At 67.6% G+C, this 18,524-nt stretch carries 16 protein-coding genes; 10 read left to right on the top strand and 6 right to left on the bottom strand.

Annotated features, from left to right (window positions below):
* The first annotated feature begins 227 nt into the window (after positions 1 to 227).
* From RCH07_RS07165 to RCH07_RS07155, 3 genes are all read left to right on the top strand, one after another.
* Positions 228 to 1,040, top strand: a complete 813-nt coding sequence (locus RCH07_RS07165) for a MerR family transcriptional regulator (RefSeq protein WP_326966773.1) — start codon at positions 228 to 230, stop codon at positions 1,038 to 1,040.
* A 428-nt stretch (positions 1,041 to 1,468) separates the two neighbouring features.
* Positions 1,469 to 1,987: a serine hydrolase gene (locus tag RCH07_RS07160; protein ID WP_326966772.1), complete on the top strand. Its 519-nt coding sequence runs from the start codon at positions 1,469 to 1,471 to the stop codon at positions 1,985 to 1,987.
* Positions 1,872 to 2,516, top strand: coding sequence for a GOLPH3/VPS74 family protein (locus RCH07_RS07155; RefSeq protein WP_326966832.1), 645 nt, complete (start codon positions 1,872 to 1,874; stop codon positions 2,514 to 2,516). The genes RCH07_RS07160 and RCH07_RS07155 overlap by 116 nt, the downstream gene beginning before the upstream one ends.
* Before the next feature lie 306 nt (positions 2,517 to 2,822).
* On the opposite strand, the gene RCH07_RS07150 is transcribed toward RCH07_RS07155, so the two are convergent.
* The 4 genes from RCH07_RS07150 to RCH07_RS07135 all read right to left on the bottom strand — a co-directional run bounded on the left by RCH07_RS07150 (position 2,823) and on the right by RCH07_RS07135 (position 6,698).
* Positions 2,823 to 4,172, bottom strand: a complete 1,350-nt coding sequence (locus RCH07_RS07150) for an adenylate/guanylate cyclase domain-containing protein (RefSeq protein ID WP_326966771.1) — start codon at positions 4,170 to 4,172, stop codon at positions 2,823 to 2,825.
* Entirely contained in the window at positions 4,162 to 4,758 is a 597-nt protein-coding gene (locus RCH07_RS07145) for a PH domain-containing protein (protein ID WP_326966770.1), read from the bottom strand. The genes RCH07_RS07150 and RCH07_RS07145 overlap by 11 nt, the downstream gene beginning before the upstream one ends.
* Complete coding sequence (locus tag RCH07_RS07140) at positions 4,751 to 5,719, bottom strand: biotin--[acetyl-CoA-carboxylase] ligase (protein WP_326966769.1); 969 nt, start codon at positions 5,717 to 5,719, stop codon at positions 4,751 to 4,753. The genes RCH07_RS07145 and RCH07_RS07140 overlap by 8 nt, the downstream gene beginning before the upstream one ends.
* Before the next feature lie 73 nt (positions 5,720 to 5,792).
* Positions 5,793 to 6,698, bottom strand: a complete 906-nt coding sequence (locus RCH07_RS07135; protein ID WP_326966768.1) for an SDR family oxidoreductase — start codon at positions 6,696 to 6,698, stop codon at positions 5,793 to 5,795.
* A gap of 346 nt (positions 6,699 to 7,044) precedes the next feature.
* Here RCH07_RS07135 and RCH07_RS07130 point away from each other — a divergent pair, with 346 nt between their 5' ends.
* The 4 genes from RCH07_RS07130 (at position 7,045) to RCH07_RS07115 (ending at position 12,424) form a co-directional block, all read left to right on the top strand.
* On the top strand, positions 7,045 to 8,628 hold the full coding sequence (locus RCH07_RS07130) for an acyl-CoA carboxylase subunit beta (RefSeq protein WP_326966767.1): 1,584 nt from the start codon (positions 7,045 to 7,047) through the stop codon (positions 8,626 to 8,628).
* A complete protein-coding gene (locus tag RCH07_RS07125) occupies positions 8,625 to 8,876 on the top strand; it encodes an acyl-CoA carboxylase subunit epsilon (protein WP_326966766.1) in 252 nt (83 codons plus the stop codon). The genes RCH07_RS07130 and RCH07_RS07125 overlap by 4 nt, the downstream gene beginning before the upstream one ends.
* Positions 8,877 to 8,957: 81 nt before the next feature.
* Positions 8,958 to 10,652, top strand: coding sequence for a DUF885 domain-containing protein (locus tag RCH07_RS07120; protein ID WP_326966765.1), 1,695 nt, complete (start codon positions 8,958 to 8,960; stop codon positions 10,650 to 10,652).
* 278 nt (positions 10,653 to 10,930) lie between these two features.
* Positions 10,931 to 12,424, top strand: a complete 1,494-nt coding sequence (locus RCH07_RS07115; RefSeq protein ID WP_326966764.1) for a dicarboxylate/amino acid:cation symporter — start codon at positions 10,931 to 10,933, stop codon at positions 12,422 to 12,424.
* A gap of 92 nt (positions 12,425 to 12,516) precedes the next feature.
* On the opposite strand, the gene RCH07_RS07110 is transcribed toward RCH07_RS07115, so the two are convergent.
* Positions 12,517 to 13,095, bottom strand: coding sequence for a hypothetical protein (locus tag RCH07_RS07110; protein WP_326966763.1), 579 nt, complete (start codon positions 13,093 to 13,095; stop codon positions 12,517 to 12,519).
* Positions 13,096 to 13,367: 272 nt separating this feature from the next.
* Between RCH07_RS07110 and RCH07_RS07105 the strand changes: the two genes are divergently transcribed.
* The 3 genes from RCH07_RS07105 to RCH07_RS07095 all read left to right on the top strand — a co-directional run bounded on the left by RCH07_RS07105 (position 13,368) and on the right by RCH07_RS07095 (position 17,328).
* On the top strand, positions 13,368 to 13,820 hold the full coding sequence (locus tag RCH07_RS07105; RefSeq protein WP_326966762.1) for a YbjQ family protein: 453 nt from the start codon (positions 13,368 to 13,370) through the stop codon (positions 13,818 to 13,820).
* A gap of 258 nt (positions 13,821 to 14,078) precedes the next feature.
* Positions 14,079 to 14,774 carry a TetR/AcrR family transcriptional regulator gene (locus RCH07_RS07100; protein ID WP_326966831.1) on the top strand — a complete coding sequence of 232 codons (696 nt, stop codon included), beginning with the start codon at positions 14,079 to 14,081 and terminating at the stop codon, positions 14,772 to 14,774.
* Position 14,775: 1 nt separating this feature from the next.
* Complete coding sequence (locus RCH07_RS07095) at positions 14,776 to 17,328, top strand: MMPL family transporter (protein WP_326966761.1); 2,553 nt, start codon at positions 14,776 to 14,778, stop codon at positions 17,326 to 17,328.
* A gap of 273 nt (positions 17,329 to 17,601) precedes the next feature.
* Here RCH07_RS07095 and RCH07_RS07090 read toward each other — a convergent pair.
* On the bottom strand, positions 17,602 to 18,524 hold a 923-nt coding region (locus RCH07_RS07090; protein ID WP_326966760.1), incomplete at its 5' end, for an HNH endonuclease.

Raw genomic sequence — 18,524 nt, 5'->3', positions numbered from 1 at the left:
ACACCTTTATCCCACCATTAGCAGCGGCGCTGCCACCACCACGAGTATCGACCGGGCTCGACGTGATCTCACTGATTTCTCCTAGGCACCGAGTCTGCATAGTTGTAGTTGACGTTCCGACGGAGTAGACACCATGCCCTGGGGCCGGGTCAATCCCCGGAATTGCTGGTGTCGAGCGATGTCCGAGCGAACGGCTGGACTGTGCCCCGAGGGCATGGTCTTGGATCATGGATATCGGCCGTTCGCCGATTGATCGAGAGGAACAAATCATGGCGTGGAGCACCAGCCAGCTTGCGGATCTCGCGGGCACCACCATCAAAGCCGTCCGGCATTACCACAAGTTCGGTCTCCTCGACGAGCCCGAGCGCAGGACGAACGGGTACAAGCAGTACCAGGTTGCGCACCTCCTGCGCCTGCTGCAGATCACACGGCTCGTCGAGCTGGGTGTGCCGCTCGCGCAAATCGCGTCATTGGGTCGCGCCGACGAGGCGATCCGTGTGTTGGATGCTGAACTCGAGGCCACGGTCGGGCGGCTGCAGCGGATCCGCGGCGAACTCGCCCTGATACTTCGGCATCGCGCCCCGGCCGAATTGCCAGCAGGATTCAGCGAGGTCGCGGGTGAGCTTTCCGACGCCGACCGGTCGCTCGTCATGATCTACTCACGAGTCTTCGACGAATCGACCACGAACGAACTGAAGCGGATGATCCAAAATGAGCCGCGGACAGGCGCGGACGACGAGTTCCAGAAGCTCTCGGCCGACGCTGACCGCGCCACCCGCCGGCGGCTCGGCGAGCTTCTCGCCCCGGTGATAAACCGAAGCCACGAAGAGTACCCGCTGCTCCGGGATCCCGGTTCTAAAGCGCCGCGGGGCGCCGCTTTCGCCGAAAACACGATGGTGGCGGCGCTGCGGGATCTTTATAACCCGGCCCAGCTGGAGGTAATGTACCGCGCGCACCTCATCAACACAGGGGCGACCGAGCAGCTCAATGCCCTGGAAACCGCGCTCGACGCCGCCCTGCCCGCCCCACGCGAGGACTGACACCAACCGCCACCAGCACGCCCGGGGCACGAATGCCCAACCCCATCAGCAATCTGATCGCCGGATTCCATGACCTCGTAGGGCAGGTACCCGAATTCCTGCAGCCACTAATCATCGCGGCGGCGGGCGCGGCCTGACGCTCGGCCAGGGGCAGCAATACGCTGACCGCATCGATATCACGGCACCCGTCGACGCGCGCTGCAGCATGTAACCCCGCCCCTGCAGGTGCTCGACATGAGCCAATCCGCATCTCTCAACTCAGGAGCATCAATGCGCACCCTCTCCACCACCCGGGGGGCCGTCGCTCCGGCACCGATCGAACGCTCGAGTATCGCGCCGATGAGCGGTTCGGGTACGCCTCGACCATTAAGTGCCTCGCCGCGGCGACACTTCTCAGGACCATCACCCCCGGGGAGCGAGCGACGTGAGTGCACTGGACCGAGGACCACCTGCGCGCCGCGGGATACTCGCCGGTGACCAGCGAGCACGTCGGGACCGGTCTGACTTCGGACCAGCTCGCAGAGGCGGCGGTCCGCGAAAGCGACAACACCGCGCTGAACCTGCTGCTGGAGAAGCTCGGGGGTCCGCGGGCGCTGGGCACCGCGCTGCGTCAGATCGGTGATGACCCGACGGACCCCGTCAACGTCGAGTCCGCGCTGAATGAGATCAGTCCCGGGAGCACAGCGGATACCACTACCCCGGCAGCGTTCACCGCAAATCTTGAAGTGATCCCTAGCGGGGATGTACTCAACAATCGTGAGCGCGACACCCTCGTAGAGTGGATGAGCGGGAACGCCACCGGCGACACCCTGATCCGCGCAGGAGCACCCGCTGGATGGGGGCGGGGTCGCCGACACTTCTGGCGGTGCCGGGGCAATCCGAAACGACGTCACCGGACCGGCTTCCACCAGCCGTTCGCTGCCGAATTGCGCGGACGTCCGGCCTAGCTGTACAGAGAGCGTTCCGAACCCGTCCGTCAGCGTCCCGCAACGACCTCCCCGATCGCCTGGTCGAGCATTTCGAGGCCCAAGGCGATCTCGCGCTCCGTGCTCGTCAGCGGAGGGGCTATGCGGAAAGTGCGACCTCCGCGGGCAGGTTCTCGACCGGCTCCTCGGCCGTGCCTTCCTCCGACGTGAGCCCAAGCGCTTTCTGGGGCTTTTTCCCACAATGAGGATGCCCGCGGACAACCCGCAGTACGAAGCCGCCTTGTTGGAGTCGATGCGTGCCGTGCTCGAGGATGGTGCGGAAACGGACGCCCGCACCGCCGCTCTGGCTGCACTTTTGTCGTCGACTGGCACGCTGCCTCAATTCGATCCGCGCATCACGTGGTCAGGCAACGTCTACACGCGCGGCAAGGAACTTGAGAGCGGCAACTGGGCAGCCGAGGCAGTCAGTCTCGCGATGAACCGCGCTGCTGCTGCGGCCTCCGCCGGGAGCGCGATCGCCATCTCAACCGCAATCAATTTGAGAAACTGACGCCTATCACCAGTCGATTGCCGGCCCGACATGATGATTCCAGCCTGACTGCGCCAGCTGCAGACCTATGACACCCCCGAAACCGTCCCAACAAGGCATTCAGTGTGAGGAACCTCCATGCTCACTCCACGACAAGTGGTTGCCGCAATCGGAGCCAGGGCGGCAACGGCGCTGCTTACCGCCGGTTTGTCGCCACTGCCTGCTATCGACGCGGGACCAGCGAGACACACGGAGTTCACCCAAGCAGGAGCAGGATTCGGCGTGCGCAAACTTCCACAGCACGGCCAGACCGTTACACCCGGGCGGCTAGTCCAGGACCAGGCCGCGGCCGCTGCCGCGCAGGAGCTGGACCGGATGGATTTCGCCGAAGCCGCGGACGTCCTCCGCCGGTCGCGGCAGCAGGACGAAGCGTTCGTCCTTTTCCAGCGCGGCGGCGGTCATCGAGTCCACCAGCACCGTCCCCGGATCGGCCAAGGCGGTGAGCCGCGCGGCCAGGTTCACGGTGGGGCCGTAAATGTCACCCAAGCGCGAGAGGATGCGGCCCCAGACCATCGCGACGCGGGCCTCGGGGAGGATCTCGTCCTCGGTGAAGGCCTGGCACAGGGCCAGCGAGATCTCGGCACCGGCCGCCGGCGTCTCGGCGATGTAGAGGACTTCGTCGCCCACCGTTTTTACGAGGCGTCCGCCGCCGACCGAGATGATCTCGGCGCACGTGTTCTCGAAGCGCTGCACCAGCTGGGCGAGCGTCTTCTCGTTCATCCGGCGCGACAGGCTGGTGTAGGAGACCAGGTCCGCAAAGCCCACAGCCCGTGCCAGCGGCAGTGGGGCGTCGTCCTCGTCCCCCTCGCGGCCTTCCTCGCTGGACGCCAGACCGGCCTCGGCGCGCACGGCCAGGCGCTGGACCCCGGCGTTGAGCTGGCGGCGCCAGGAGTAGACCAGGATTTCCTCGAGCGCGTCCACCAGCGTCGGCAGCTCGCTGACCAGCCGCTTGCGGGCCTCGGCGTCGGTGACGCCCTGCTGGTGGACCATGTCCTCCACAAGGGCCTCGATCTGCCACACCACCATGCGGTCCGTCATCTGGCCGATGGCGCGGGTGACGGAAATCGCGGCTTCCTCGGTGAGCTTGCCGGCACGGACCGGGCCCACCACGGTATTCAGCGCGGCCTGGTCCCGTTCGGTGAAGGCAACGTCCTCATCGCCGATGTTCGGAAAGCCCAGGGCCCGCCACAGTTTCCGGGCCGACAGCAGGGACAGCCCCGCACCGGCGGCCACTTCGCGGCGGCGAAGCTTGCGCTCCCCGCCCAGCAGCCGGTGCTCGAGGGCCCTCAACGCAAAGCGTTCGGCCGACATCGTCCCGGTGGGGGGCACGACGGCGGGAACCGGTTGCGCCGCATCGCCGGCGTCGGCGTCGGCGTCGGACGGCTCCAAGTCCGTCCCAACGGCGTCGGCGGAGTGGGCAGCGGGTTCCACATCCGGCGGCGGGCCCGGTTCGGCGGCGCTCCCGGTCCCGGCCATGGACTCTGCCGCAGCCGCGGAGGCGGCCACGGAGTCGAGGACGGCTGCTTCGAGGCTGGCGGTCTCGACGACGGCGTCCGGAACCTGCGACGGTTCTTCGGCCAGGAGACCGGTCCTATGGTGGACGTTCTCAGCGCTCATCTCTTCCACCTTCTCTCGTCTCCCACGGCCACGCCGCATCGGGGTTGTGCACTATGCCCTCGGCTCCCCGGGCCTCCTGCGGGAGGTCATCGACGGCGTCAAGGATGAAGTTTCGGAACGTCGCGGCTTCCGGGACGTCGGGGACCACCGTCCCGGCGGGGTACCCGGTATCCAAGGATATATTCCCGGAGCGCATTACCCGTTGGAGCAACGACTGGTGGATGTCCACGTTCCGGACCGCGGCCAGCGAAATCTGCTGATCGCGACGCCTTAACATGCCGTATCGGGCAACTAATCGTTGGCTGGTCAGTGTGTACCGGGTGGCGTGCCAGGTCATGGCCCGCGGCAGGCAGTAACCCAGCAGCACCCAGGCTGCCAGAGCCACGCAGGCTCCGATCAGCCACGGCGTCCACTCCTTCGTGATGAGCGGGACCAGCTTGGCGGGGCCGCCCTTCACAATCCAGGCGCAGGCATAGGCGGCCAGGGCGGGAACAACGATGAACAGCAGCGCCGGGACAATCAGGGTCCGGGGCTGCGGCCGGGTCACCACAATCACCTGCTCGCCCGGGAGGAGCTCTTTACGCATAGCCGCTTTCGGCGCCGTCTGGAGTCTGGCTGCCGGCGCTGTTGCCACCGCTACTGCCCGTGGCGGCGCTGTCACCCGGCGGGGTCCAGGGGCGCAGGTGCACCACGTCGCCGGCGGTCACCACATGTTCGTGGCCCGCGGCGTCTACCACCATGAGGGAGCCGTAATCGTCCAGGCGCGTGGCGTGGCCGATGATTTCATGGTCGCCGGGAAGCTGGGCGCGCACCTGCTTGCCGAGCGTCGTCAGCAGATGCTCGACGCGCTTGTGCAGCGAGGGGCCGCCGGCCATCCCCGCGGTGGGGTCGCCGTCGGCGTTGCAGAAACTGCGGTAGAGCGTGGCGAAACGGGAGAGGTAGCTCTTCAGCAGCGCGGTCCGGTCCGCCGTCGTCGGATGTTCCAGGAGCACGGAAGTGGCGGTGGGTACCGGCAGTTCGGCCGCGGTGAGCGTCACGTTCAGGCCGGTGCCCAGCACGATGGGCGGTACGGCGCCGCCCTCCAGCGGTCCAAGCTGGGCGAGGATTCCGGCGATCTTTTTGCCGCGGACCAGCACGTCGTTGGGCCATTTGAGCTCGGCCGGGAGGCCTGCCGTCTCCAGAAGCGCCTCGCGCAGGGCAAGCGCCGCGAGTAGCGAAAGCCAGGAATAGCTCTGCGTGGGCAGCGGCCGGCCTTCGGCATTGAGCGGCCGGAGCACCAGCGAGACGGAGACGGAGCTGCGCGCCGGCGCTTCCCAGCGGCGGTCCAGCCGGCCGCGGGCTGCGTTCTGGTATTCGGCGGCGAGCACGGTGAGGTCCGGGTACGCGCGGGGGTCCTCGGTAACCCCACGCAGCAGATCCGCGTTGGTGGATCCGGTGGTCTCCACCACTGTGAGCCGCGGAATGCCGTTGGCGGAGAGAAACACCTCATCGCTGAGGGCATTCAGGTCAAGGGGCGGACGTTCCGGTGTTACCTGCGCGGCTTCCATGCTTTGAATCCTACCGAGTCACGGCTCCGGTAGTCCCGGCCGGGTGGGCCGGGCGCCCCGATCCGCAGGAGACTCAGAGGAAAATGTCAGGCACCAGCCGGTTCTCCGGGGCGCCCAGGCTGTAGGGGGTGAAGTCGGTGACGCCGGCTGCGGCCAGGACCTGCTCGTCGGTGTAGAAGTTTCCGCTCCAGCTGCCCGATTCGGGGATCGCGTTGCTGGCGGTCAGCACGGCATGCGCGGCGTCCGCCATGATCTCGGGGCCGCGGGCGCCCTTGACCATCATGTCCCCGCCCGGCATGTTCCGGATGGCGGCCGTGTTGACCAGGGTGCAGGGCCACAGCGAGTTGACGTTGATGCCGTCGACCTTGAGTTCCTCGGCGAGGCCAAGGGTGGTCAGGCTCATGCCGTACTTGGCCATGGTGTATGCCAGGTGCAGGCCGGCCCATTTGGGGTCCAGATTCAGCGGCGGGGACAGTGTCAGGATCTGACCGGCGTCGGATTCACGCAGTGCCGGCAGGGCGAGCTTGGAGAGCAGGAAGGTGCCGCGGACGTTGATGTCCTGCATCAGGTCGTAGCGTTTCATGTCCACTGCGTCCGTCGTGGACAGATCGATCGCGGAGGCATTGTTGATGACGATGTCGATCCCGCCGAAGCGTTCCATCGCGGCGGCAACCGCGCCGGCCACGTCGTCGTCGTTGCGCACATCCCCTACCAGCGGCAGTGCCTGGCCGCCGGCCGCCTCAATCTGCTCGGCGGCGGAGTAGACCGTTCCTTCCAGCCTGGCGTTCGGCTGGCCGGTCTTGGCCATCAGGACGATATTGGCGCCATCGCGCGCGGCCCGGGTGGCAATCGCCAGTCCGATCCCGCGGCTTCCCCCGGAGATGAGGATGGTGCGGCCATGGAGGGAACCGGCCGCCTGGTACGGCCCTGGTTGCTGGGAGGAAGGGGCGGTGCCCGCAGCATCATTGCTCGAAGTCATGGACACACTCTAGCGGACTCATGTTACCGACGAGTAACATTTCTCACCGCCACGGGTTACTCAGCCATCCACCGCACGGGCTACGCCGCCACCCACCGCACGGGCTTGCACCACCACTCTGCACACGAGCTAGCACCACCGAACTACACTTCCGCCCATCGCGGTCACGGCGAGACTCGGCGCGAATATTGTAGGTTTTCTACAGCGGTATGGGCCAATAGCGTCATTAGACTTGCCATCAAGGCCTTGCTTTTGTGGATTCCAGCTAAACCGCCACGCGGGACAGGGCCAGCGAACCTCAGAAGTACCAGCCCAGGACAATCAGCGACAGAGCCGGAGACACTTGATGAGCCACGATCTGACCACGACTGCGGGAAAGATTGCAGACTTCCGCGACCGCCAGTCCCGTGCTGAGCAGCCCTCCGGCCCGGAAGCGATCGAGAAGCAGCACTCACGCGGCAAGAACACGGCCCGCGAGCGCATCGGCCTGCTGCTGGATGCCGGATCTTTCGTCGAATTCGACGCGCTGGCCGTGCACCGCTCCACCGCGTTTGGGATGGAGAAGAAGAAGCCGCTCGGCGACGGCCTGGTCTCCGGCTACGGCACCGTCGACGGCCGCCCGGTGGCCGTGTACAGCCAGGACTTCTCGGTTTACGGCGGCTCGCTGAGCCAGGTCAACGGCGAGAAGATTGTCAAGGTCCAGGAATTCGCGCTTCGCAACGGCTGCCCCGTGGTGGGCATCCTCGACGGCGGCGGCGCCCGCATCCAGGAAGGCGTAGCCTCGCTCGCGATGTTCGCGGATATCTTCCGCAATAACGTCCACGCCTCCGGAGTGGTCCCGCAGATTTCCCTCATCATGGGCCCCTCCGCCGGCGGCGCGGCCTACTCCCCCGCCCTGACCGACTATGTGGTCATGGTGGACAAGACCTCGCACATGTTCATCACCGGCCCGGACGTCATCAAAACCGTCACGGGCGAGGACGTGGACATGGAGACCCTCGGCGGCGCACGCCAGCACAACGCGAACACGGGTACCTCCACCTACCTCGCCTCCGACGAAGCCGACGCGATCGAGTTCGTCCGCGAGCTGCTCGACTTCCTGCCCTCCAACAACCTCGCCGAGGCTCCGGTGCTGGAGCATACCCAGGAGCTGGAGCTCGACGACGACGACCTCGCCCTTGACACGCTGATCCCGGACTCCGCCAACCAGCCCTACGACATGCGCACGGTCATCGGGCAGATCGTGGACGACGCCCACTTCCTTGAGATGCAGTCCCTCTATGCCCCGAACGTGATGATCGGCTATGGCCGGATCGAGGGGCACACCGTGGGCATCGTGGCCAACCAGCCGATCCAGTTCGCCGGCACCCTGGACATCGCCGCGTCGGAAAAGGCCGCCCGCTTCGTGCGGCACTGCGACGCCTTCAACGTCCCCATCATCACGCTGGTGGACGTGCCGGGTTTCCTGCCGGGCAAGGACCAGGAGTTCCAGGGCATCATCCGACGCGGCGCGAAGCTGCTCTACGCCTACGCCGAGGCCACCGTGCCGAAGCTGACTGTCATCACCCGCAAGGCCTATGGCGGAGCGTACATCGTGATGGGCTCCAAAAAGCTCGGCGCCGACCTCAACTTGGCCTGGCCCACCGCGCAGATCGGCGTCATGGGTGCCCAGGGCGCGGTCAATATCCTGTACCGCCGCGAACTCGCCGCGGTGGCGGAGTCCGGCGGCGACGTCGAGGCGAAGCGCTCCGAGGTCATCCGGCAGTACGAGGATGAGCTCCTCAACCCCTACCAGGCCGCCCAGCTCGGTTACGTGGATGCGGTTATTGCCCCGTCCGAGACCCGGGTGCAGATCATCAAGGGCCTGCGCGCCCTGCGCGACAAGCGCGCCAGCCTGCCCGCCAAGAAGCACGGAAACATCCCGCTGTGACCTCCACTGAGCCCGTCGACACCCCGGGGGCGGAGCCGGCCGCGCCGTCTGGCGAAATCCTGCTCTCTGTCGTCAAGGGCGAACCGACGGCGGAGGAACTGGCGGCGCTGACCGCCGTCGTCCTCGCCCTGGGCAGCGGCGAACCCGCCAGTCCCCAGAAGCCGGGAGCGCGGCACTGGATCCGGCGGCAGCAACTGCAGCTGGCGCCGAAGCCCGGCCCCGGCTCGTGGAAGCGCAGCCGCGGCTAGGCTTCACGGCGTCCGGGGGGTCCCGCGGGAAAAGTTCAGTAACCCTTTCATATCCGGCGCCGCCCGGCTAGTCTTTTTCGGGTGACTACCGAAACCACTGAAAATACTGCCCCTGTGCGCCCGAAGACGGCCATCGACGCGGTCGCCGATGCCTACACGGACACCCTGATCCGGCTCAATCCGAGCTTCGCCACCGAGCTGGGGCTCCCCGGCCACGAAACCGAATACCAGGACTTCTCCCCCGCCGGACAAGAGGAATTCGCCGTCGCCGCGCGCGGGGCGCTGGCCGCGCTGGACGGGCTGGAGCCGGCGGACGACGTCGACGCCGTCACCCTCGACGCTATGCGCGAACGCCTGGGCCTGCAGCTGGAAATCCACGGATCGGGCTGGGACGCGGCCCAGCTGAACAACATCGCCTCCCCCGCCCAGGAGATCCGCGCGATCTTCGACCTCATGCCGACGGACACCGCCGGGCATTGGGACCACATCGCGGGCCGCGCGCGGAACGTCCAGTCCGCGCTCGACGGCTACATCGAGTCGCTGCGTTCGGCCCGTAAGGACGGCCGGATTGCCGCGGCCCGCCAGGTGTCGATCGTGATCGAACAGGCCACCAACCACGCCGCGGACGACGGCTTCTTCGCGAAACTGGCCGCCGAGGCAAAAACCTCGGACGGGCCGCTTCCGGCGGAGGTGCAGTCCAGGCTCGACGCCGGTGCTGCCGCCGCCCGGGTTGCGTACTCCCGGCTCGCCGGCTTCCTGGAGTCCGAGCTGTTGCAGGCTGCCCCGGAAAAGGACGCCGTGGGCCGCGAGCGCTACGCGCTGGCCTCCCGCGACTTCCTCGGCGCCACCGTGGACCTTGAGGAAACCTACGCCTGGGGTGTGCAGGAACTGGACCGCCTGATCGCCGAGCAGGAGCGCGTGGCCGGCGAGATCCGTCCCGGCGCTTCGGTGGAGGAAGCCAAGGAGATCCTGAACAGCGATCCCGCCCGCCAGCTCAAGGGCACCGACGCCCTCCGGGCCTGGATGCAGCAGCTCTCCGACAAGGCTGTGGCCGAGCTGGCCGGGGTGCACTTCGACATCCCCGATGTGATGAAGACGCTGGAGTGCAAGATCGCGCCCACCCAGGAAGGCGGCATCTACTACACCGGCCCCTCGGACGACTTCAGCCGGCCGGGCCGCATGTGGTGGTCCGTGCCGCCGGGCGAGGACACCTTCACCACCTGGTCCGAGACCACCACGGTGTTCCACGAGGGGGTCCCCGGCCACCACCTGCAGGTCGCCACCGCCACCTACCGCCGCGAGCTGCTCAACAACTGGCGCCGCAACGCATGCTGGACGTCCGGGCACGGCGAAGGCTGGGCGCTATACGCGGAGAAGCTTATGCAGGAACTGGGCTACCTCAAGGACCCGGGTGACCACATGGGCATGCTGGACATGCAACGGATGCGGGCTGCCCGCGTGGTGTTCGACATCGGCGTCCACCTGGAGCTGGCGGTGCCCGAGCGCTGGGGCTCCGGCACCTGGACCCCGGACAAGGGCTACGAGTTCCTGAAGCAGAACCTCGCGATCAGCGAAGGCCAGCTCAAATTCGAGTTCACCCGTTACCTCGGCTGGCCGGGCCAGGCGCCGTCGTACAAGGTGGGCCAGCGGCTCTGGGAGCAGATCCGCGCCGAGCTCGAATCCCGCCCCGGCTTCGACCTGAAGGCCTTCCACACCAAGGCCCTCAACATCGGCTCCGTAGGCCTCGACACGCTCAAGCGCGCGCTGCTGGAGTAGGCCCTCGATCCCCTTCGCCGAGGTAAGACTTCGCGCCCATCGTGCCCCGGCACATGGGCGCGAAGTCTCACCTCGGCGGGCTCCCCCGGGCCGTGGATGCCCGGCCTCCGGGCCTCGCCTCAAGAGACAATCGCCACACCGGGGGCTGGAATAACTTCACAAACGGGTAGTCTTCCGGCGTATTTCCCGGGACTGTGCGACCCGACATAAAATCCTGCCCCGTCATATTTCTCAACATCCGTTCGTCGTGCTAGGCGGCCCGGTCCTAGCGTGTTCTGGTGAGCACTCAGACAAGCACTCAGAGAAACACCCCCGCACCCGCCGGGAAGCCCGGCTTCCAGCTGCCCAAGTGGGCCGGCTCGTTCGGCTTCCAGATCATCGCCGCCCTGATCGTTGGCCTGGGACTCGGCCTGCTGGCCAAGTACACGGGCAGCACCAAGGCGAGCCCCAACGCCCTCGGCGCCACGCTGCAGACCATCGGCTCGAGCTACGTCTCCCTGCTGCAGACCGCCGTCGTGCCGCTGATCTTCACCGCCGTCATCAGCTCCATCTCCAACCTCCGCGCGGTCTCCAATGCCGCCCGGCTGGCCTGGAACACGCTGCTCTGGTTCGCCATCACCTCCTTGATCGCCGTCCTGATCGGCATCGGACTGGGCGTGCTGCTGCAGCCCGGCGCCAACACCGGCATCAGCCAGGACGCCAAGTACGCCGGCAAGTCCGGCGACTGGTGGGCCTTCCTGACCGGCCTGTTCCCGAAGAACTTCCTGGGCCTCGGCGCCACCACCACCGTTACCGAGGGCGTCGCCACCACCGCCGTGAGCTTCAACGTGCTCCAGATCCTGGTGATCGCGATCGCCGTCGGCATCGCAGCGCTGAAGGTGGGCAAGGCCGCCGAGCCGTTCCTGAACCTCAACGCCTCCGCCCTCGCCGTGATCCAGAAGGTCCTCTGGTGGATCATCCGGATTGCCCCGCTCGGCACCGTCGGCCTGATCGGCAACGCCGTGGCGATCTACGGCTGGGACACCATCGGCTCGCTCGGCAAGTTCACCTTCGCCATCTATGTGGGCCTGGCCTTGGTGCTGTTCGTGGTCTACCCGGTCCTGGTCCGCGCCCACGGCCTGTCCGTCAGGCAGTACTTTTCCGGCGTCTGGCCCGCCGTTCAGCTGGCCTTCGTCTCCCGCTCCTCGGTGGGCACCCTGCCGCTGACCCAGCGCGTGACCGAGCGCAGCCTCGGCGTCCCCCGCGCCTACGCCTCGTTCGCCGTGCCGCTGGGGGCCACCACCAAGATGGACGGCTGCGCCGCGATCTACCCGGCCATCTCGGCCATCTTCGTGGCCCAGTTCTTCGGCATCCAGCTCGACTTCACCCAGTACCTGCTGATTGCCCTCGTCTCCGTGCTGGGCTCCGCCGCGACCGCCGGCACCACCGGCGCAGTCGTGATGCTGACCCTGACGCTCTCCACGCTGGGCCTGCCGCTGGCCGGCGTCGGCCTCCTGCTGGCCATTGACCCGATCCTGGACATGGGCCGCACTGCGGTCAACGTGGCCGGGCAGGCCCTGGTTCCCACCATCGTGGCCAAGCGCCATGGCATCCTGGACGAGTCGCTGTACAACGCGCCGCGCACCGGTGACCCTTTCAGTGACGACACCGCGGACGACGACGGCACCACCGCCGTCGACCCCTCGGCTGCCTCCGCTCCCGCAACTGCCGCGCCTGCTGCGTCTGCCGGAGCGACGCCCGAAGGCCGCGAACTGGCCGCCGCCAAGGCATAGCCCTCGCCTGACGCACCAGCCTGACACACCACACGGAAGAAGTCCCCGGGAACCCCCGGGGACTTCTTTCTGCGCCGGCTATGAAGCCGGGCCTAGTGTCTGCCGCCGCCGATGACGCCCTTTTCGACGGCCTTGGTGACGGCGTCGGCCTCCGACTGGGTCAGCGTGCCGTCGGTGACGGCCTTGTCCAGCCTGGTCTTCAGCGCGGCGGCACGTTCCGTCTGGGCCGCGGTGCGGAGTTCCTCAAGAGCCGCGGTGACCTTGGACTCCTCGATGCCCAGCGAGGATGCGAGCGATTTGGCGAGGGCCGCATCCCTGGCTGCACGGTCCGGCCTGGTGCCGTCAGCCGGCGGGGTGGCCGGCTTGTTGGCATCGCGGAATGCCTTGAGTGCTTCGGTCAGCTTGGCCTCGTCCACGCCGAGTTTGGTGGCCAGCTCGGCGGCCCGGACGCCGCCGGGGCCGCCGCGTTCCCCGCCCTTATGTCCGTGGCCGCCGCGCATGCCCTGGCCGTCACCGGGTGTGGAGCCGGTGGAGCTGTCCGGCGAAGCGGTGGAACTGGGGCTGGGGCTCGGAGTGGTGGCCGCGGACGCCATCCCGGTGACCCCAAGGCCGGCGCCAAGTGCCAGTGCAGCGGCCGACATGCCGAGCGTGATTCTCTTCGTACGTGACATCTGATGTCTCCTGGATCTGCCGTGCGTGACGGCTCCGTCGTGGTGGTTGGTCTCTTTCAAGACGTGGTCCAAGTCTGCTGCGCGGAGTTCGTGCGGAGCTGTTCGGAACCTTTCATCTTCCTGTGAAAGGTTCCGGGTGGATTCACGGCGGATTCACGGCGGATTCCCGGCGGCTTCCGGACTGGTTCCGGCGGGTTCACGGCGGATTCACGGGCGGCAATTTACCGCATGGTGTTCGGCCCAGCGGGCCGGCGAGTGGGTAGGCTCGGGTCATGCTGATCGTAACCTCCAACGACATCCCCGGCCACCGGATCGACGCCGTTTTCGGCGAGGTGATGGGGCTTACTGTCCGCGCCCGGGACATCGGCGGGCAGGTGATGGCCGGCTTCCGTTCGATCGGCGGCGGGGAATTGCCGGAGATGACCCGCATGCTCTATGAGAGCAGGCAACAGGTCATGGCCCGGATGGTCACCGAGGCGGAGCAGCGGGGGGCAAATGCCATCGTTGCCATGCGCTTCGACAGCTCGCAGCTGGGGACCACCTGGACCGAGGTCTGTGCTTACGGCACGGCCGTCTTCGCCATCCCGCTCGCGGAAAACCAACCGGGCGCCACTGGACAGTCAGTCTTCCTGACGAAGTCCGCGGCGGGCACAGGTTCCGGCCGCGGTCCGGGGCCAGGGGCGGACCAGGCTAGGGCTGATCTGCGGCCGGATCCGCTGTCCTGATTTGCCCTCCGCGTCTGCTCCCCACGTCTGCTCCCGGCAGTTTCCCTCCGGCGCTCAGTATCCGCGTCTGCCCTCCGCGTCTGCCCTCAGTTTTTACCCCCGGCGAAAAAGTTGCCCTGTGTGCAAAAATGCACGTAGTGTAAATACGTGCCCATATCCTCTTCCCCCCGCGCATCCGCGCCCCCGGTCCCCGACGTGCCGTCCGGGGCACCGTTCAATATCCCGCCCGGGGCACCGTCCAACACCCCGCCCGGCGCCCTGCCCGGAGCCCCACCCGCTGCCCAGCCCGAGGGACCGTCGCGCCGTGAGCTCAACAAAGCGGCCACCCGCGAGGCCATCACAGACGCAGCCCTAACTCTTCTCCGGTCCAACGGACCCGGCAACTTCACGGTCGAGGACATCGCCGACGCCGCCGGCATTTCCCGCCGCACCTTCTTCAACTACTTCGGCAGCACCGAAGCAGCCATCGCCTCGGTGACCCACGGTTTCCTGGACAACGCGCTGCAGCAGTTCCGGCTGCGCCCGGCCGGCGAATCCTTTATGGAATCCGCCCGGGCGGCTCTCGTTGAACTCGCCGAACCGATGGCTGTAGCCCCGATCGCCGAGCTGTACAGCCTGGGCCAGGCCAACCCCCAGCTGGGCCGCTCCGAGCTGGAGGCGTGGGACCACTGCACCGAACAGATCATCGAGGCCGCCCGCGAACGCTTCGCGCCGGGCACGGAAATCGATGAACTTTACCTCCGCGCCCTGGCCGGCTCCGTCATCGCGTGCGGGCGGGCCGCCATGGATCTCTGGCTGGCCCGCTGCGGCGGCGACCTCACCGCCGGCTCCCTCGCCACCCTGCGCCAACTCCTCATCGATTCCATGAGTCTCCTCGGCTCCGGTTTCGCCAGCCCCGACGCCGCCCCGGCTCCCCCGGTCACCCCGGCCACTACTTCCCCAGAACGGCACTGACATGGCACTGATGCTCTACCGCCTCGGCAAATTCTCTTATCGACACCGCTGGCTCGTGATCTCCCTGTGGCTCGCCGTTATGGTGGCCGTCGGCGGCGCGGCAGTGGCCTTCCACGGCACACTCTCCAACAACTTCCAGATCCCGGGCACCGAGACCCAGCAGATGGCGGACAAGCTCAAGAAGGAGCTTCCTTCCTCTTCCGGCGGCTCCGCGAGCGTTGTCTTTGAAGCCGACGAGGCCCAGTTCAGCCAGGCCGGCAGGGACGCCGTGTCCGCCGCCCTGGCCAAGCTCAAGGCACTCCCGGACGTGCAGGGAACGGTTGATCCCTTCGAAACCCAGGCCCGCCTGGACAAGGCCGCCACGGATCTTGCCGCCGGTGAACAGCAGGCAGCCGCCGGCAAGGCCCGGCTGGACCAGTCGGCCGCGGAGCTTGCGGCCGGCAAGGCCCGGCTGACCGCCGCGGAACAGCAGATGACCGACGCCGGGATGTCGCCCGCCGCCGTCGACGCTCAGCTCGGCCAGCAGAAGGCGGCCCTCGCCGAAGGTCAGGCAAAGCTCGACGCCGGCACCCAGGACCTCGCGGCTGGCGCCACGAAAATGGCACTCGGCAAGCGTCAGCTGGAGGCCTCGACGGGGCTGCGTTTCGTCTCCGAGGACGGTAAGGCCGCCATCGCGCAGGTCCAGTTCAAGACCTCCATCAACGGTCTCGAACCCGCAGTCCGCCAGGAAGTCCAGGACATCGTCAAGGAAGTCTCTTCCGCGAACGTCACTGCCCTGCCCAGCAAAGAAATCAGTGAGGACATTTCCGAGCTCTTCGGTGCCGCCGAGATCATCGGCATCGCCGTCGCAGCCCTGGTCCTGATCATCATGCTCGGCACCCTGATTGCGGCCGGGCTTCCCCTGCTGATGGCGATCGTCGGCGTGGCCGTCGGCGTCGGCGGCACCTTTGCCCTCAGCGGCGCCGTCGACATGAGCTCCATCTCCCCGATGCTGGCGCTGATGCTCGGCCTGGCGGTCGGAATCGACTACTCGTTGTTCATCGTCAACCGGCACCGCGGCCAGCTGCTCAGCGGCATGGATCCCGAGGAGTCCGTGGCGCTGGCCACCGGCACCTCCGGCAATGCCGTGCTCTTCGCCGGCCTGACGGTTATCATCGCCCTGGCTGCCCTGGTGGTCCCGGGGCTGCCGTTCCTGGCCGTGATGGGCCTGTCGGCGGCCGCCACGGTGGCTGTCGCCGTCGTCGTCGCCCTGACTTTGACGCCGGCTGTCCTGTCCCTCATGGGCCGGAGGCTCATCTCCAAACGGGCCTGGGCCAAGGCCGAAAAGCACAACGCAGCCCCCGGCCACGAGACCGAGGACCGGGCCAAGGACGAGTACCGCGGCAGCCACGGCTGGGGCGGACTCGTCACGCGACACCCCGTCCTGGCCCTGCTGGCCGGCGTCCTATTACTCGGCATCGTGGCACTGCCCGCCAGCCAGCTCCGGCTCGCGCTGCCGGACGCCAGCTCCGAGCCGGTCGCCTCGCAGGCCTTCAAGGCGTACGACGTCACGAAGCGCAGCTTCGGCGAGGGCATGACCGGACCGATCATCGTGGTCGGTGACCTCCCGTCCGGCCTCAGCGAAGCCGGGGCCCAGGCCAAACAGCTCGACGTCGCCGACATTCTCCGGGACACCAAGAACGTCGCCACCGCCGTCCCGCTGGCCGTGAGCGCGGACCGCCGCACCGCAGTGTTCCAGGTCATCCCGAAGGAAGGCCCCGCCAGTGCCAGCACCGTCCAGGTGGTCTCCGAGCTGCGCGCCGAAAAGGGCCAGATCAAGGACGCCACCGGGGTCAGCATCGGCCTCACCGGCCAGACTGCCGGCAACGTGGACGTCTCCACCAAGCTCGGCGACGCCCTGCCGCCGTACCTGGCGATTGTGGTGGGGCTCTCCCTGATCCTGCTGCTGCTCGTGTTCCGCTCCATCTGGGTGCCGCTGCTGGCGACCGGCGGCTTCCTGCTGTCACTCGCCGCCGCGTTCGGCGCCGTCGTCGCGGTTTACCAGTGGGGCTGGCTCGGGGCCATCTTCGGCGTCGAGAACCCGGGGGCCGTGCTGAGCTTCCTGCCGATCATTCTGATCGGTGTGCTGTTCGGCCTGGCCATGGACTACCAGGTGTTCATCGCCTCCGGCATGCGTGAGGCGTATATGCACGGCGAACCGGCCAAGCACGCGGTTCGCTCCGGCTTCAGCCACGCCTCCGCGGTGGTCACCGCGGCAGCGATCATCATGGTCAGCGTGTTCTCGGGCTTCATCTTCTCGCACCTGAACATGGTCCGGCCGCTGGGCTTCGCGATGGCCTTCGGCGTGCTGATCGACGCGTTTGTGGTGCGGATGACGATCGTTCCGGCCGTTATGTACCTGCTCGGCGAGAAGGCCTGGTGGCTCCCGCGCTGGCTGGACCGGTTCCTGCCGGACGTGGACGTCGAAGGTGCCCAGCTCCGCAAGCCGGGGGCGACGACGGGTATAGGCTCCGCAGCCGAACCGGCTGGGGTCGCCGGGGCCACTGCGCGCTGACAGCCGCAGGCTCCCCCGCGCCGATTTTCCAAGCCGCCCGCTGATTACTTTGATCAGCGGGCGGCTTCCTGCGTCTTGAGGCGTTCGACGGCGACGATTTCTTGCGTCCGGACCCGCACGACGGCAGCAGGGTTGCGGCAGCAGGGTTGCGGCGCGAGGACAAGCTTCTGACTGCAACGCGGGGTCACATACGGCCCATCCGGCACCCGATCATGGGCCGTATATGACCCCGCGTTGCTGTTGGCGTTGCTGCTGGCGGGGCGTTTGGGGGCGTCAGTGGTCAGGCTGTTGTCGGCCCCGGCTGGCGCTCCGGAGGATCTCGGCCCGTTGGCTGTGTTGGCGGTGGTGGTTGCGACGGCGGCGGCGGCGGCGGGGCGGGGGCGGGTCCGGTGACGTTCGGCCCAGACCTGATCTCCGCACCTTCGTTCCCGGCACCTTCGTCCCCCGCACTGCCTTCGTCCGGTTCAGATCTGTTCCCGGCAGCTTCATTCCCGGCGGCGGTGTTTCCGGGAGTGGTGTTCCTGGGAGTGCTGTTCCTGGGAGTGGTGGGGCGGTGGAGTGGTAGGTGTGGCCGGTGGGGGTGGTGAGGTCGATGGTGTGCCTGTGGTGGGAGGCGGCGTCGGGCCCGGGGCGGGGTTTGGCGGTCCAGCCGGGGTTTTCTTTGGTGTGGTTGCAGGCTTCGCAGAGTCCTGCGCCGTTGGTCCGGGTGGTGGTGCCGCCGTGGTGCCAGGGGATGATGTGGTCGTAGTGGCGGATGGGGGCGTCGCAGTAGGGGGTGCGGCAGGTGTCGTCGCGGGTCTGGAGGAAGCGGCGGAGCCCGGTTGGGAAGAGCCGGGCGCGGGAGTCCATGCCGATCAGGTCCCCGGTGCCGGGGGCGGTGTAGAGCCGGCGGAGGAAGAGGTTGAACGCCGCGTCATCGTTGACCGGGTGTTTTCCTTTGGGGGTGTGGGTGAGGATGTTTCGTGCCCAGCCGGCGGGGACGATGCCGTAGCCGGGGAGGCGTGCGGGTTCGGAGTCGCTCTGGAGGAGGGTGCGGTCGGTCATGATGAGCTGGAGTTCGATTCCGGTGATCCCGCCGGGGGTGCCGGTGGTGCGTTCGACGAGGCCGTCGGCCATGAGCTGGCCCTTGGTGCGGGGGTCCCCGGCGGCGCGCAGGGTGTCGGCGTGCCGGGTCAGGGCGGTGTACACGGCGACGC

It is taken from the genome of Arthrobacter sp. CG_A4 (assembly GCF_035985125.1).
Lineage (GTDB): Bacteria > Actinomycetota > Actinomycetes > Actinomycetales > Micrococcaceae > Arthrobacter.
The sequence above is the reverse complement of the archived record's forward strand: the minus strand, read 5'-3'. Positions and strand labels throughout refer to the sequence as shown.